14 protein-coding genes are annotated in these 15,477 nt (G+C 68.6%); 10 read left to right on the forward strand and 4 right to left on the reverse strand.

Annotation, left to right across the window (positions count from 1 at the left end):
• Window positions 1-9: 9 nt before the first annotated feature.
• The 5 genes from NI2_RS02700 (at window position 10) to rsmA (ending at window position 5,512) form a co-directional block, all read left to right on the forward strand.
• Window positions 10-843, forward strand: a complete 834-nt coding sequence (locus NI2_RS02700) for a TatD family hydrolase (protein ID WP_243749754.1) — start codon at window positions 10-12, stop codon at window positions 841-843.
• Between the two features lie 173 nt (window positions 844-1,016).
• Entirely contained in the window at window positions 1,017-2,144 is a 1,128-nt protein-coding gene (locus NI2_RS02705) for a resuscitation-promoting factor (protein ID WP_067485499.1), read from the forward strand.
• A 116-nt stretch (window positions 2,145-2,260) separates the two neighbouring features.
• The gene (locus tag NI2_RS02710; RefSeq protein WP_067485501.1) at window positions 2,261-3,391 is read left to right on the forward strand and encodes an alpha/beta fold hydrolase; all 1,131 of its coding nucleotides are present in this window, start codon (window positions 2,261-2,263) and stop codon (window positions 3,389-3,391) included.
• Between the two features lie 62 nt (window positions 3,392-3,453).
• Window positions 3,454-4,596, forward strand: a complete 1,143-nt coding sequence (locus NI2_RS02715) for a lipase family protein (RefSeq protein ID WP_067485503.1) — start codon at window positions 3,454-3,456, stop codon at window positions 4,594-4,596.
• 34 nt (window positions 4,597-4,630) lie between these two features.
• Window positions 4,631-5,512 carry a 16S rRNA (adenine(1518)-N(6)/adenine(1519)-N(6))-dimethyltransferase RsmA gene (gene rsmA, locus NI2_RS02720; RefSeq protein WP_067485505.1) on the forward strand — a complete coding sequence of 294 codons (882 nt, stop codon included), beginning with the start codon at window positions 4,631-4,633 and terminating at the stop codon, window positions 5,510-5,512.
• A gap of 41 nt (window positions 5,513-5,553) precedes the next feature.
• Here the strand turns inward: rsmA and NI2_RS02725 are convergent, their stop codons facing one another.
• Window positions 5,554-5,760 (reverse strand): cation transporter, encoded by a 207-nt coding sequence (locus tag NI2_RS02725; protein WP_067485507.1) that lies wholly within the window; start codon window positions 5,758-5,760, stop codon window positions 5,554-5,556.
• A gap of 173 nt (window positions 5,761-5,933) precedes the next feature.
• On the opposite strand from NI2_RS02725, the gene NI2_RS02730 reads away from it, so the two are divergent.
• Together NI2_RS02730 and NI2_RS02735 are read left to right on the forward strand one after the other, a co-directional pair.
• Complete coding sequence (locus tag NI2_RS02730) at window positions 5,934-6,860, forward strand: 4-(cytidine 5'-diphospho)-2-C-methyl-D-erythritol kinase (protein WP_067485943.1); 927 nt, start codon at window positions 5,934-5,936, stop codon at window positions 6,858-6,860.
• A 75-nt stretch (window positions 6,861-6,935) separates the two neighbouring features.
• The gene (locus tag NI2_RS02735) at window positions 6,936-8,726 is read left to right on the forward strand and encodes an ABC-F family ATP-binding cassette domain-containing protein (RefSeq protein ID WP_067485509.1); all 1,791 of its coding nucleotides are present in this window, start codon (window positions 6,936-6,938) and stop codon (window positions 8,724-8,726) included.
• Here NI2_RS02735 and NI2_RS02740 read toward each other — a convergent pair.
• Window positions 8,723-9,559 (reverse strand): Abi-alpha family protein, encoded by an 837-nt coding sequence (locus tag NI2_RS02740; protein ID WP_067485511.1) that lies wholly within the window; start codon window positions 9,557-9,559, stop codon window positions 8,723-8,725. The two genes, NI2_RS02735 and NI2_RS02740, sit on opposite strands and share 4 nt — an antisense overlap.
• Window positions 9,550-10,872, reverse strand: a complete 1,323-nt coding sequence (locus NI2_RS02745) for a DUF445 domain-containing protein (RefSeq protein WP_084475798.1) — start codon at window positions 10,870-10,872, stop codon at window positions 9,550-9,552. The genes NI2_RS02740 and NI2_RS02745 overlap by 10 nt, the downstream gene beginning before the upstream one ends.
• A 339-nt stretch (window positions 10,873-11,211) precedes the next feature.
• Between NI2_RS02745 and NI2_RS34865 the strand changes: the two genes are divergently transcribed.
• Together NI2_RS34865 and NI2_RS02755 are read left to right on the forward strand one after the other, a co-directional pair.
• Window positions 11,212-12,084, forward strand: a complete 873-nt coding sequence (locus tag NI2_RS34865; RefSeq protein WP_084456787.1) for an Abi-alpha family protein — start codon at window positions 11,212-11,214, stop codon at window positions 12,082-12,084.
• Window positions 12,085-12,290: 206 nt separating this feature from the next.
• Complete coding sequence (locus NI2_RS02755) at window positions 12,291-12,878, forward strand: nuclear transport factor 2 family protein (RefSeq protein WP_370465680.1); 588 nt, start codon at window positions 12,291-12,293, stop codon at window positions 12,876-12,878.
• Between the two features lie 21 nt (window positions 12,879-12,899).
• On the opposite strand, the gene NI2_RS02760 is transcribed toward NI2_RS02755, so the two are convergent.
• Window positions 12,900-14,540, reverse strand: a complete 1,641-nt coding sequence (locus NI2_RS02760; RefSeq protein WP_133733846.1) for a peptide chain release factor 3 — start codon at window positions 14,538-14,540, stop codon at window positions 12,900-12,902.
• A 321-nt stretch (window positions 14,541-14,861) separates the two neighbouring features.
• Between NI2_RS02760 and NI2_RS02765 the strand changes: the two genes are divergently transcribed.
• Window positions 14,862-15,476: a 50S ribosomal protein L25/general stress protein Ctc gene (locus tag NI2_RS02765; RefSeq protein ID WP_067485514.1), complete on the forward strand. Its 615-nt coding sequence runs from the start codon at window positions 14,862-14,864 to the stop codon at window positions 15,474-15,476.
• Window position 15,477 lies beyond the last annotated feature (1 nt).

Here is a 15,477-nt window from a genome sequence, read left to right on the forward strand (position 1 = left end):
GTAATCCGCGTGGCAAACCAGAATCGTCCGGCTCCGCCTCCTCCCGCACCGCTCGCGCCGCTGATCGACGCGCACACCCACCTCGACGCCTGCGGCGCGACCGATGCCGCCTCGACCACCGCGATCGTCGACCGGGCCGCCGCCGTCGGTGTGGGCCATGTGGTGACGGTCGCCGACGACCTCGCCGCCGCGCAGTGGGCGGTCCGGGCCGCGCACTGGGACCCGCGCGTGTACGCGGCCGTCGCGCTGCACCCCACCCGCGCCAACGCCCTCGACGACAAGGCCATGGCCGAACTGGAGAACCTCGCCACCGACCCCCGCGTCGTCGCGATCGGTGAGACCGGCCTGGACTACTACTGGCCGGGCAAACTCGACGGTTGCGCCGACATCGAGACCCAGATCGAGGGCTTCCGCTGGCACATCGACCTGGCCAAGCGGGTGCGCAAGCCGCTGATGATCCACAACCGCGAGGCCGACCACGACCTGCTCACGGTGCTGCTCGACGAGGGCGCCCCCGACACCGTGATCTTCCACTGCTTCTCCTCGGACGCGAACATGGCGCAGGCGTGTGTGGCCGAAGGGTATGTGCTCAGCTTTTCGGGAACGGTGAGTTTCAAGAACGCGCACGAATTACGTGAGGCGGCCAAGCTGGTACCCGACGATCAGATCCTGGTCGAAACCGACGCGCCGTATCTGACGCCGCATCCGTATCGGGGGGCACCGAACGAGTCGTACTGCCTGCCGTACACGGTGCGCGCGCTGGCCGAGATCCGCGAACAGGACCCGGTCGAATTGGCGGAGACCACCACGGCCAATGCCCGAAGGCTCTATCGCATTCGCTGAGTCCCTTTCGCCCTGTTGTCAGGGGGCTGGACGATAAACGTGTTTCGGCTCACATTCCTGTGTCGAAGCCGTTATCTACCTGCGATGTCTATATCGAATCGTGATGTGTGGTCCCGCTGATCGGGCGGCACCCTGTTGTCTCATGTCGACATGCTCGTTATCGTTCCGTAACCATGTCGGCTTTCGCACGGATCAACTCGTCCCGCTCGCCGCTGCTGTACGCGGCGGCGGCGGCCCTGTTGCTGGTGTTGCTCGTCGGCGCCTCGATGGCCATCGTCAACCACAAGACGGTGGCGATCGTGGTCGACGGAGAACGCGTCGAGCTCACCACGATGTCGCGCGATGTGCGCGCGATCCTCGACGACGCGGGCTACGAACTCACCGAACACGACGACGTCCGCCCGGCGGCGGGCACGAAGGTGTCCGACGGCGCGACCATCACCCTCAACCGCGGCCGCGAGATCACGGTGATCGTCGACGGCGCCGAACGCAAGGTGTGGACCACCGGCATCACCGCCGGTGAGGCGCTCGCGCAGATGCAGATCCCGGCCGACACCCACGTGGTGCCCACCCGCACCGAGAAGCTGCCGCTGGCCGGTGCCGCGCTGAGCGTGTACACCCCGCGCACCGTCACCGTCGTCGACGGTGGTGGCGAACCGGTCGACGTGCGCCTGGCCGCCCCGACCGTCGGCGATTTCCTCACCGCCGCGGGCATCCCGCTCAAAGACCAGGACTTCGCCGAGCCCGCCGCGAGCACCCCGCTCACCGGCGATATGAAGGTCACCGTCACCCGTCAGCGCGTCGAGGAGCGCACCGAGACCCTGCCGCTGGAACCCACCGAGCAGGTGATCGAGGACGTCACGATGAACATGAGCCGCACCGTCGTGGAGAACCCCGGTGCGCCCGGCCTGCACGAGGCGACCTTCGCGGTGACCATGATCAACGGTGTGGAAGCCCATCGCGTGCAGACCAATTCGAAGGTCATCACCCCGGCTCAGCCCAAGACCATCCGCAAGGGCGCCAAGCCGGGCACCGAGGTGCCGCCGGTCCGCGACGGCGACATCTGGGACGCGCTGGCCAAGTGCGAGTCGACCGGCAACTGGTCGATCAACACCGGCAACGGCTACTACGGCGGCATCCAGTTCGACCAGAGCACCTGGGAACGCCAAGGCGGCCTCAAGTACGCCCCTCGCGCCGACCTGGCCACCCGCGAGGAACAGATCGCCATCGCCGAAGTGACCCGCGCCCGCCAGGGCTGGGGCGCCTGGCCCGCCTGCACCGGCCGCCTCGGCCTGAGCTGATCGGGTAAGTCGCTGTCACGGCGGGGGATTGCCGTGCGGTAGCGTGCTCTCGTTTCGCCGGGTCTGCTGTGCTCGTGCGGCGGGGTCGGCTTCGGACGAGTCGACGGGTGGTTGAGATGCGCGGTGTTTCGGCGTTGCGATGCGCTGCTGCGGCGGTGGCTGTTTCGGTGGGACTCGGAATCGGTGCGCCGGGTGCGCGCGCGGAGTCGCCCGGGGAGGTGCTCGCCGTGATGCCCGCGGTACTGCGCGGGCTGGACGCCGAGATCATCGACTACTCGACCAGGGGAGTCGGCGGGGCGACCCAGCCGGCCAGTGGTGTGCTGTATCTGCCCGACGGCACCGCGCCCGAGGGTGGGTGGCCGATCGTCGCCTACGACCACGGCACCACCTGGCTCGGTTCCGGTTGCGGTGGGCAATCGGATCCGGCTGGGGCGCCGTGGCCGGAATCGCAAGTGGGGCAAGACGAATTCATCCGGCACGTGGTGTCGCGCGGGTTCGCGGTGGTTGCCCCGGATTATCTGGGGCTCGGTCGGTTCGACACCGGGCCGCATCCGTACCTCGACATCGATACCGAGGCGACCGCCACACTCGATCTGCTGCGCGCCGCCCGGTCGGTGCATCCGGAGCTCTCGCCGGTGTGGCTGGCATCGGGCATGTCGCAGGGTGGGCATGCCGCGCTCGCCACCGCACACCGGCAGGCGAGCTATGCGCCGGAGCTGGATTTCCGTGGCACCGTCGCCGTCGATCCGGCCTCGGATGTGGAGAAGGTCGCCCCGCTGCTCGGCCCGGGCAACCCGGACCGCGTGAGCGGCGGCACCCTCGGCTTCTCGGCGAGCATTCTCGCCGGCTTGCGTGCGGCCCGGCCGGAGGCGCAGGTCGACAGCTACCTCAGCCCGCTCGGTCGGCAGGTGCTCGACGAGATCGGCACGCTGTGCCAGGACGCCATCGACGACCGGGTCGCCGATCTCTACCTCGGCGACCTGCTGTCGCGCTCGCTCGGCGAGGAACCGCTGCGCTCGGTGATGACCGACTACATGGCCGTGCCGACCAGCGGTTACGACGCACCGATCCTGCTGCTGGTGAACGCCACCGACCGGACGGTGCCGTCCCCGCTGCACGCGGCGCTCGCGGCGCAGTTCGCCGCGGGCGGCGTGGCATTCGAGACGGTGGTCGGCACGGGGAGCCACACCCAGCTGAGCCCGGCGATGTGGGTGGCCATCGATCAATTCCTGGCTCGAGCACGCTGATCCCGACCACCTATCTGTACACTCGTCCAAGTTCATGATCCCCCTGGTGGAGAGACGAGTCCATGTCTGACAAGCCGATCAGAGCGGCCGTTGTCGCGGCCCTGACCTCCGCCGCGCTGCTCGCCGGTCTGGCTCCCGCGTCCGCCGAAACGCCCGGCTCGCTCATCTCGGCACAGGCCGAGGCGGCGGGCTGGCACGGCCTGGATCGCGGCTCGTCCATCGAGTACTGGATGACCGACTCCGCCGGCGTCGCCCGCCCGGCCAGCGGTGCGCTGTTCCTGCCGAGCGGTGACGCACCCGCCACCGGCTGGCCGATCATCGCCTACGACCACGGCAGTTCCGGCTCCGGCCGGGGCTGCGGCGGTCAGGCCGACCCGGAGACCGCGCCCTTCCCGGGGCAGCGCGCGGCCGAGGATCGGCTCATCAAGCGCTTCGTCGAGCAGGGCTTCGCCGTCGTCACGCCCGACTACCTGGGCCTGGGCCGCTTCGACACCGGTCCGCACCCGTATCTCGAGGTGCACAGCGAGGCGACCGCGACCATCGATCTGGTCCGCGCGGCCCGTGCCGCCGAACCCGACCTGTCGCGCACGTGGAGCGTGGTCGGTACCTCACAGGGTGGCCACGCGGCGCTGAGCTCGGCCCACGTCCAGTCCTCCTACGCTCCCGAACTCGATTTCCGGGGCACCGTCGCGATCGATGCCGCCTCCGATGTCGAGAAGGTCCTGCCGTTCATGGGACCGGACGTGCCGGGCCCGCCGGGGAGCACGATCTTCCTCGTCAGCATCCTCGCGGGTCTGCGCGCCACCCACCCCGAACTCGACGTGGACTCCTACCTCACGCCGCGTGGCAAGGCCGTCATCGACGCGGCCGCGGGCCAGTGCCTCGACACGATCGTCGCCGAGACCAAGGGGATGACCTCGCGCGATATGTTCGTCCGCCCGATCGAACCGCTGCGCGGCGCCCTCGCGGCCTACATGGCCCTGCCGACCAGCGGCTACGACGCGCCGATCCTGCTGACCATGAACGTCACCGACACGATCGTCCCGTCCCCGCTGCACGCGGCGCTGGTCGCTCAGTTCGCCGTGAACGGAGTGGACCACCAGGTGCTGCCCGGCACCGGCACACACGGCTCGGTGACACCGGCCCAGCTCGATGCCATCGATGCCTTCCTCGCCCGTGTCAACGCCGTCCCGCCACAGCGCTGAGCTGCCCGATCGGCGAGGTTGGTAAGTTCTAGCAGTGCCCGAACCCGATAATTCCGCTCGTGGTCCCGCCGCGCTGCTCGGCCCCGCCGAGGTGCGTACGCTGGCCGAACGCTTCGGCGTGCGACCGACCAAACAGCTCGGGCAGAACTTCGTCCACGACGCGAACACGGTGCGGCGCATCGTGTCCGCGGCGGGTGTCGGTCGCGGCGACACGGTGCTCGAGGTCGGCCCCGGTCTCGGCTCGCTGACGCTGGCCCTGCTCGATGTGGTCGACCAGGTGGTCGCCGTGGAGATCGACCCGGTGCTCGCGAACTACCTGCCCGAAACCGTCGCCGATCGCGCTCCCGACCTGGTCGGGAATCTGCGGGTGGTCGAGGCCGACGCGCTGCGTGTGCGCGCCGATCAGCTGCCCGCGGAACCGACCGCGCTGGTGGCGAACCTGCCGTACAACGTGGCCGTGCCGGTGCTGCTGCACCTGCTCGCCGAGTTGCCGAGCATCAAGGTCTCGCTGGTGATGGTGCAGGCCGAGGTGGCCGACCGGCTCGCCGCCGAACCGGGCAACCGGGTGTACGGGGTGCCGAGCGTCAAGGCGGGTTTCTTCGGCAAGGTCCGGCGCGCGGGTCATGTGGGTACGCAGGTGTTCTGGCCGGTGCCGCGGGTGGAATCGGGGCTGGTCCGCATCGATCGGTATGCCGAACCGCCGTGGCCGATGGACGACGCGCATCGCAGGCGGGTGTTCGAGGTGATCGACTCGGCCTTCGCCCAGCGGCGAAAGACCTTGCGGGCGGCGCTGTCGGGCTGGGCGGGTTCGCCCGCCGAGGCCGAGCGCAGGCTGGTCGCCGCGGGTATCGATCCGACGGCGCGTGGTGAGACTCTCGAGACCGCCGCGTTCGTGAAACTGGCTGCTCAGGGCTGAACCCTTGTGGCCCGCACCCCGTCGGCGCGGGCCACAAGGGTTCAGCGGGCCAGTTCGTACCCCGCCTCGTCGACGGCGGCGGCCACCTCGGCCTCGGACACCTCGTTCGCGCTGTCGACGCGCACGAGCCCGCTGGCCAGGTCGACATCGACGCTGGTGACGCCGTCGATCTTGCCGATCTCCTGCTTGACCGAGCTCACGCAGTGTCCGCAGGTCATCCCCGTGACGGTGTAAGTGGTGGTGGCCATGGCCGACTCCTTCGCTCGAGTATACGGTCCGGGGGTATATCCCCGACACGAACGAACATACCCCCCACGGGTACTTTGCGCAAGCCCCCGGTTCGTCCATCTCGGATACCCACCGACCGGTCGGCCGTTTCTGCACCCATACTCGTCGGTACTACCGGTTACGCTTGGTGATCGTGCTGTCAGTTGTGCCCAGCCCGGTCGTCGTGCGCGCTCCTTCGAAGGTGAATCTGCATCTCGGAGTCGGTGATCTGCGCGCCGACGGGTACCACGACCTGACCACGGTCTTCCAGGCTTTATCCCTGTCCGACGACCTACGATTGGCTCCTGCCGCCTCGCTCACCGTCCGGGTCACGGGGGAGGGCGCAGCGCAGGTCCCCACCGACCGGACCAACCTCGTCTGGCAGGCCGCCGTCGCGCTGGCTCACCTGGCCGGGCGGGCGCCACTCGTGGAGATCGCCATCGCCAAGGGCATCCCGGTGGCCGGTGGCATGGCGGGCGGCAGCGCCGACGCGGCCGCCGCGCTGGTCGGGCTCAACGAGCTGTGGGACCTGGGCCTCGGCCGCGACGAACTGGCCTCGGTCGCGGCCGAACTCGGCAGCGACGTGCCGTTCGCCCTGCACGGCGGCACCGCACTCGGCACCGGCCGCGGTGAACAGCTGCTGCCGGTGCTGTCGCGCAACACTTTTCACTGGGTACTCGCCCTCGCCAAGGACGGGCTGTCCACTCCGTCGGTCTTCCGCGAACTCGACCGCCTGCGCGAGGAAGGCGACCCGCCGCGCCTCGGCGACCCGCAGAAACTCCTGCAGGCCCTGGCCGCAGGCGACCCACACGCCCTCGCCCCGCTGCTCGGCAACGACCTGCAGGCAGCCGCCCTCTCCCTGAAACCGGAACTGCGCCGCACCTTGCGCGCCGGGGTCGGAGCCGGTGCGCTGGCCGGGCTGGTGTCGGGGTCCGGCCCGACCTGCGCGTTCCTGTGTGAGACGGAGCAGGCGGCCATCGCGGTGGCCGCCGAACTGGCCGGAGCGGGCGTGTGCCGCAGCGTGCGCACCGCGAGCGGCCCGGTACCCGGCGCGCGAGTGCTCGACCACGAAGCGCACTGAACGCGGCGAGCCCTGAGTGGGTGAGTAGGCTCGGCCCAGCCGGATAGTCACGCGGAAGGCGGGCGAAGAACACCTATGTCGAACCTGATCAACCTCGAACAAGTCTCCAAGAGCTTCGGCATCAAGCCGCTCTTGGACGACGTCTCCCTCGGCATCCACGCCGGGGAACGAATCGGGGTGGTCGGCCTCAACGGTGGCGGTAAGACCACGCTGCTCGAGGTGCTGACGGGTCTCGAACCGCCCGACAGCGGCCGGGTGAGCCGGGTCGGTGGGCTGCGGATGGCCGTGGTCACCCAGCGCGGTGTGCTGCCCGAGGGGGCGACGATCGGGTCGGTTGTGCTCGCGGGGCTGTCCGACGATCTGTCGACCGTCGACATCGCCGAACACGAGTGGGCCGCCGACGCGCGCATCCGCACGGTGCTCGAGGGCATCGGCATCGCCGACCTCGGCCTCGACACCCCGGTGACCAACCTGTCCGGTGGGGAACGCCGCCGCGTCGCGCTGGCCGCCGCGCTCGTGCGCGACCTCGACCTGCTGGTGCTCGACGAGCCGACCAACCACCTCGACATCGAGGGTGTGCAGTGGCTGGCCGAGCACCTGATCGCCCGTCGTACCGCGCTGGTGGTCGTCACCCACGATCGCTGGTTCCTCGACACCGTCGCCACCCGCACCTGGGAGGTCGTCGGCGGCAAGGTGGAGACCTACGAGGGCGGCTACGGCGACTGGATCTACGCCCGCGCCGAACGCGCCCGCCAGGCCGATGCCTCCGAGGCGCGCCGCGCCAACCTGGCCCGCAAGGAACTGGCCTGGCTGCGCCGGGGCGCCAAGGCCCGCACGTCCAAGCCGCGCTACCGCGTGGAGGCCGCCGAGGCGCTGATCGCCGATGTGCCGCCGCCGCGCGACTCCGTCTCGCTGGCCGCCTTCGCCCGCAAACGCCTCGGGCGCGTGGTGATCGAGCTCGAAGACGCCACCCTCACCACCCCCGACGGCCGCGAGCTTGTCAGCGACCTCACCTGGCGGCTCGCGCCCGGCGAACGGGTCGGTCTCGTCGGCGTGAACGGTTCGGGCAAGACGACGCTGCTGCGCGCCCTGGCCGGCGACGCGGAACCGGCTTCGGGCAAGCGGATCCAGGGTCAGACCGTGCAGATCGGCTGGCTGCGTCAGGAACTCGACGACCTGCCGACCGATATGCGTGTGCTGGAGGCCGTGCAGCAGATCGCGCAGCGAATCATGCTGGGCGACAAGGAGATCTCCGCCGGTCAGCTCGCCGAGCGGCTCGGGTTCACCCCCGCCCGTCAGCGCACCCCGGTCGGTGACCTCTCCGGTGGTGAACGCCGCCGCCTGCAGCTCACCCGCATCCTGATGGCCGAACCGAACGTGCTGTTGCTCGACGAGCCGACCAACGACCTCGATATCGACACCTTGCAGCAACTCGAGGACCTGCTCGACAACTGGGCGGGCACCCTCGTGGTCATCAGTCACGACCGGTACCTGGTCGAACGCATCTGTGACTCCACCTGGGCTCTGTTCGGCGACGGCAAGCTCACCAACTTGCCCGGCGGGATCGACCAGTACCTCACCCGCCGCGCCGCGCAGACCGACGCCGCCAAGCCGATCAACACCAAGTCGACCGCCACGTCGACGGATTCGGCCGATCGCCGTGCCGCGCGCAAGGAACTCTCGCGCCTGGAACGTTCCATCGCCAAGCTCGACGAGCGCGAGCAGAAACTCCACACCGCCCTCGCCGACGCCGCCACCGACCCGGACAAACTCGTCAAGCTCAACACCGAGCTCAAAGAGGTCGTCGCGGAAAAGGAAGCGGCGGAAGAGCGCTGGATGGAACTGGCCGAGCTGGCCGAGAGCTAGGTCGCGGTTTCTCGGCCGTCGTTGATCACGACCGGTAAACAGGTCTGGACGAAGTCGGCGCCGAACTCGGTGAGCACGATGCTGCGATAGCTCACCTTGGTGCCGAAACTGGCGCGCTTCAACGCCTCTCGCACCTGTTCCTGCGCCTCGATGAGCTGGTAGCGGCTCGGGTTGCCCACCGGCTCACGGGTGGACTCGATGAGCCCGAGCCTGCGCAGGTTCGGCAGGTACTGCGGCACCCGGTTCGGAAAGCGCAGGCCCGCATGCTCACCGAGCATGGTGAGACCGCTGATGAGGCGTTCGCCGCCGAACGCCCGCTGACGTCCGGTGCGTACGTCGATCGACGGCTGCGGTCCGTCCACGTGCAGAAACCGCAGGATGCGCGCCTCGTCGGGGGTGATCTCGGAGAGGATGCCCGGGTAGGCCGGATGCGAATCCGGTGCCACCGCATGGGTACTCGCCGACAGGCGGAGCAGTTCGGCGCCCTGTTCGCGCAGCGTCGGCATGCCGGGACCACCGTGTTGTTCCCCGCTCTGGGGAAGGCCGAGGGCGTTGCGCAGCCGGTCGCGCACTTCGGTCTGCGCGTCGGCGAGTACCTCGGCGGGCGGTGCCCCCGCGATACTGCCGCGCAGCACCGTGACCGTGACACCGAGGGCGGTGTCGAGAGTCCACATCGTCATCCCCGACGCGGCGGTGATCGCCACGCGCGCGACACCGGTCGCCGCGCGGGCGGTGCGCACCGGTGATACCGGGAGCACACCGCGGCGGGCATCGGGCGACGGCACCGACCGTCGCACCAGTTCGGTGGACGGAGGTCCGTCGTCTACATCCATGTCGTCGCTACTCCTGTTCCGAAGACCAGGATGTGAGCGTATCCGGCAATGAGCCCGAGCGCGCCGCCATGGACGAAAAGCAACCATTCGTCCTGTTTGATCGCCGAACGCAGCATGTCCACGAAGTCGTGCGGCGAGAGCGCGGACATTTGCCGGGCGATGAATTCGTTGACCTGGCGGCCCTGCTGGACATTGAACGCGGGGTCGGCGAAGGCCATGGGCGCGATCGTCATGGCCTCGGCGGTGAGGGTGGACTGCAGCGAGTCGTATTCGCGGCTGCCGAGCATGAACTTCACCGCGGGCCGGGCCGGGCCGAGGGCGCGGTCGGCGGCCGGGCGCAGCGTGTCCTCGAGCATCTGCAGCGTTCGGTCCGAGCGCGGGCCGTTGAGCAGTTCGTCACCGATGTTGGCGACGGTGAGCACTTCGGTCGACACCAAAGCCGCGTAGCCGGAAGTGATTTCGGGCTGACGCTTGATGAGCAGGCCCCGCCGCCACGGGCACCACCACTTGGGTTCGGCGGGCGCGAAGATCATGTTCAGGCCAACCCAGTTCACCACCCAGCCGATCACGATGCCGCCGAGCGGCAGCACGATCAGGGGCGAGAGCGAAGTGGTGTGCAGTGCCAGTACGAGCAGCAGACCGCAGGGGGCGCCGAAATAGAAACCGAAATTCTGCATGAACCGGAGCTCTTTGGCGCCGAGCACCTGGAACAACTGGTTGAGCAATTGCGGGCGTGCCTGGAAATAGCGGATCACCATCTGCTTCACGTCGAGCAGCTGATCGATATTGGTGCCGAGTTCCATGGTGAGTTCGCGCAGGATCTCGGGCAGTTGCGAGCGCACCCGCTGGTGGATCATCTCCCTGACCTGAGTGGGCAGGTTGTACCAGAGCTGCGGATGCTCACGGCGCAGGATCACCTCGACGATGTCGCGAATCTGCGCGTCGGCCACCTCGGCCAGGTGCTCGGCGAGTTTGTCGGGTTCGAGTTCGCGGTAGAAGTCGGAGACGCTGCCCAGTTTCGACAGACCCTTGTCGACCGCGATGCTCGCCATTTTGTCGGCACGGGAGGGGACGATGCCCTGCCAGCCGATGCGGCCGTCGTAACTCAGCAGCGGCAGCACCTGAATTCGCTTGGGCAGGTAAGGAAACACCGTGCGCAGGCCGGGCAGCTTGACGCCGTGGAACTCGAGCGGCCGGAACAGCATGAGAATGCCGGTCCAGTTGGTGATGTAACCGATGACGCCTGTGAACAACGGGATTGTCAGAATTTCGAGCAGGAGCGTCGGATGTATACCGAACACACTTTCCAGCACTTACGACACCCTCCTGCCGATACCCGGTGACCACCGCCTTCACCGGCGTTCAAAAAACTAGCACCCCCGCAGCGAGGTGACCCTACTGTGAGGTACGGAACCGGGTCCATTCGCCGTGTTCCAGGCCACAGGGTAGTGTCTGAGACATCAGTCACAGAACCTGTCGCGGATGCCGCACTCGGCCCACCGAATCGGAACAATGACCACCACCACATTTCGTGACAGGCCACAATCGAGGCGCGGACAGGGGCGCGCTGTAGATCGCACTGTGCCTGGAGCGTGGTCGGGCAATAATCTGGTGGGCGATCGTTGTCCACGGCGAGACTTCGGAGTAGGACGTTGACAGACGACAGGACCGGACAGGACCTGGCCCGTGCCGGTACCCGCGCCGTCGAGCGCAGCTCGGATGTCGAGCAGCGACAGATCAGTAACGAAGCCCGCCTGATCCGCGGGGTGTTCCGGGCGGCCGGACTGGCCGCGGGAACCGCCGTGCGCGGCAGTCAGTGGGCCGTCGGCACCACCTACGAGGTCACCAAGGAGCTGGCGCAGGCCGCGCTCGACGGTGAGTCGTCCGCCGATATCGCCGAGCGCACCGGCAACGCGCTGCGCTCGATCGCCCGCAGTGCCCTCGGCGTCACCGAGGGTTCGGTGCGCGAGATCGTCAGCTATGTGCCGACCACCAACGGTTCGGGCCAGCAGTCCCTCGCGGTCGGCCCGTACCTGCGCTCCACCACCACCGAGGAACTGCGCCGCCGCGGTGATGCGCTGCTGGCCCGCTCGGCCGACGTGTACTTCACCGAGGATGTGCACCCCGCCTACGACCGCATCCTCGACGAGATCGCCCCCGACGAGGCCCGCATCCTGCGGTTCATGGCCCTCAACGGACCTCAGCCCGCTGTCGACGTGCGGACCAACCGCCCGCTCGGCATCGGCTCGGAACTGGTGCAGGGCGACCTCACCTCGGTGCCCGAACAGGCAGGCGTGCGCTATCCCGACCGGGCCCGTTCCTACCTCATCAACCTCAACCGCCTCGGTCTCACCCTTACCTCCGACGACCCGGTGGTGCTGAGCCGCTACATGGTGCTCGAGGTGCAGCCGGTCGTCGAGGAGGCGCTCAAGAAGGCCGGGCGCGCGCCGAAGATCGTGCGCAAGAGCCTTCGCCTCTCGGAATTCGGCGAGGACTTCTGCCGCACCTGCTTCACCATCGGCTAGCCCAGACAGTCCGGAGCCCGAGCGGGCGCAGGTCACACTCCGGTTTCGACAGGGGTAGCGATCGGGTACAGATCCGCCTCGCGTGGGCCATCCGGTGGGATCGTGGAGGCATGGAGCAAGGGCCCGGGTCTGTGAACGCGCGCGTCGAGGAGGTCGATGTGCGTCGTGAACGCTCAGGGCCGCTGTTACCCGGGGCGGAGGAGCCGTTGGTCGCCGGGCACGGGACGGACAGTGTGATCGCCGACGACGAACAGCCCGCCGCCGCGCCACCCGAGCAACCGAAGCCGCGCCCACCCGAGCACCCCGACGACGTCACCGCGATCAGCAGACTCAAATTCCGCTACCTGCGCACGCTGGACACCAAGTCCTGGGACGAGTTCGCCGACACCCTCGTGCCCGAGGCCACGGCGACCTACAGCGAATACCTGCAGTTCGAGTCGCGCGAGGCCTTCCTCGCCTTCCTGCGCAACACCCTCGGCCCGCACGTCATCACCGAGCACCGGTGCGACCACCCCGAGATCGACGTCGACGGCGACACCGCCACGGGCACCTGGTATCTCGCCGACACCGTGCTCATCCCCGAACACAACATGTGCCTGCACGGCGCCGCGTTCTACACCGACCGCTACGTGCGCTGCGACGACGGTTACTGGCGCATCGCGCACACCGGCTACGAACGCACCTACGAGGTGGTCCTCTCGCTCAGCGACCTGCCGAGCCTGCGGCTGACCGCGAGCCGCTGGGGCATGATCTCCCAGGACGTTTCCCGGGTGGAACGCGAACCGGAGGAGTAGCCGCCCTCCCGGCCCAGACAGCTAGTCGGCCGTGGCCACCAGCGGCTCTAGGGTGAGATCCGGGTGTTCCTTCTCGATGTACTGCAGCCGCCACTTGTCGCTGAACAGGGCGAGGATCGCGCCGTCGGTGCGGGTGAACACCTCGACTCCGCGCTGGCGGTCCAGCTCCGGCGCCGACTCGGCATCGGTGCGCCTGGCCAGGGTGTAGGCGAGGAAGTCGAGCTGGGTCTCGACATTGAACTCGGCCTGCATACGGGCGGTGACCACCTCGAACTGCATGGGTCCGACGGCGGCGAGCACGGGCGAGGCGTCGCCGCGCGCGTCGTTGCGCAGCACCTGGACGACGCCCTCGGAATCGAGCTGGTCGATGGCCTTGCGGAACTGCTTGTACTTGCCCGCGCTCTGGGCGCGCAGCGTCGCGAAGTGCTCGGGCGCGAAGCTGGGGATCGGCGGGAACTCGACCTTCTTGTCCACGAACAGGGTGTGCCCCGGTGCCAGGGCGGTCGCGTTCACCAAGCCGACCACGTCGCCGGGGTAGGCGGTGTCGACGGTGGTGCGTTCGCGGCCGAACACCGTGAGCGCGTACTTCGTCGCGAAGGGGCGACCGGTCTGGGCGTGCGTCACGACCATGCCGCGTTCGAACTCACCCGAGACTATGCGCATGAAGGCCAACCGGTCGCGGTGGGCGGTGTCCATGCCGGCCTGGACCTTGAACACCACCGCGCTGAACGGGTCACGCGTCTCGCGGGCTTTGCCGTTCACATCGGCGCGCGGGCCGGGTGCCGGCGCCAGCGCGACGAGGGTCTCGAGCAATTGGCGCACACCGAAATTCAGCATCGCCGAGGCGTAGATGACCGGCGAGGTCTGCCCGGCGAGGAACAGTTCCTGATCGTGGTCCTGCCCGGTGGCCGAGAGCAGTTCGCTCTCCTCGGCGGCGGTGGTCCACGCCTCGCCCTCGCGCGCCTCCGCCTCGGCGGGCGTCAGCGATTCCTCGGGGGCGATCGTCGCGCCACCGGCGGTGCGGGTGAAGTGGATGTACTCGGTCGCCTCGCCCTCGGGGCCGCGGCGCAGCAGGCCGCGGAAGTCGCCCGCGATACCGACCGGGAGGAACAGGGGAGTCGGGGTGAGGCCGATACGCTCGCTGATCTCGTCGAGCAGTTCCAGCGGCGCCTGGCCCGGACGGTCCCATTTGTTGATCACCGTGATCACCGGGATGCCACGGTGCCGACACACCTGGAACAGCTTGAGCGTCTGCGGCTCGAGGCCCTTGGCGGCGTCGATCAGCATCACCGCGGCGTCGACGGCGGTGAGCACCCGGTAGGTGTCCTCGGAGAAATCGGAGTGACCGGGCGTATCGACGAGATTGATGACACTGTCGACATCCGAACCGGCCGCACGGTAATTGAACTGCAGCGCGGTCGAACTCACGGAGATACCGCGAGCCTTCTCCATTTCCATCCAGTCCGACACGGTCGACTTGCGACCGGCCTTACCGTGGATGGCGCCCGCCTCGGAAATCATCTTCGCGTGCAGGGCCAGCGCCTCGGTGAGCGTCGACTTACCCGCGTCGGGGTGCGAGATCACGGCGAACGTGCGGCGACGGGCCACCTCGGCGGGCAATCCGCGCGGAGTGGGGACGGCGCCTTCTCCGGACTCGGTCAAGACAGAACCTCTCGCAGTGGTCGGCAACCAATCGAGTTTATTGGAGCGCCGGCGCGCTCGAGGTCGCGGCCCCTCCTCGGGGTCGGGGCGTGGGGGCTGGGAGTTCGAAGCTGGAGCGGTTTCAGGTCGGCCGATCGGGTGCGGTATGGTGGTCGGGTTGTCTCGGCGAGGGTGAGTCGCACCCCGTGTGCTCACCGTGATCGACGCGGCTCGGCCTTCCCGGTCGTCCTCGTTCGTTCTTCGTCCGACGAGCAGACCACCCGACCCCGGTAGATGGGTCGCCCTTGACCAGCCCGGAAGAGCCGTAGGAGCGCATCAGTCATGTCCGACGTGAACCAGATCGAAGCCGCCGTCCGTACCGAATTCGGTAAGGGCGCCGCTCGCCGTACCCGTCGCGACGGCAACGTGCCCGCCGTGCTGTACGGCCACCAGTCCGAGCCGCAGCACCTGTCGCTGGACGCCAAGGCCTTCGCCGCCATCCTGCGTCTGCACGGCACCAACGCCATCCTGAGCCTGAAGATCGACGGCAAGGAGCAGCTGGCGATGACCAAGTCGGTCGTCGTCCACCCGATCCGCCGCTACATCGAGCACGCCGACCTGCTGATCGTCAAGCGTGGCGAGCGCGTCGTCGCCGACGTCAACGTCGTCGTCACCGGCGATGCCGCCGCGGGCACCCTGGTCACCCAGGAACTCAACAGCCTGTCGATCGAGGCCGACGCGATGAACCTGCCCGAGAGCATCGAGGTCTCGGTCGAGGGCGTCGAGGCGGGCACCCAGATCCAGGCGGGCGACATCGCGCTGCCCAAGGGCGTCACCCTGGCCGGCGAGCCGGAGATCCTGGTCGTCAACGTGATCCAGGCGCCGTCGGCCGCTCAGCTCGACGACGAGGGTGAAGGCGCCGCCGCCGCGGGCGACACCCCCGAAGAGACCGAGTAAG

This window comes from Nocardia ignorata NBRC 108230, from assembly GCF_001612905.1.
Taxonomy (GTDB): Bacteria; Actinomycetota; Actinomycetes; order Mycobacteriales; family Mycobacteriaceae; genus Nocardia; species Nocardia ignorata.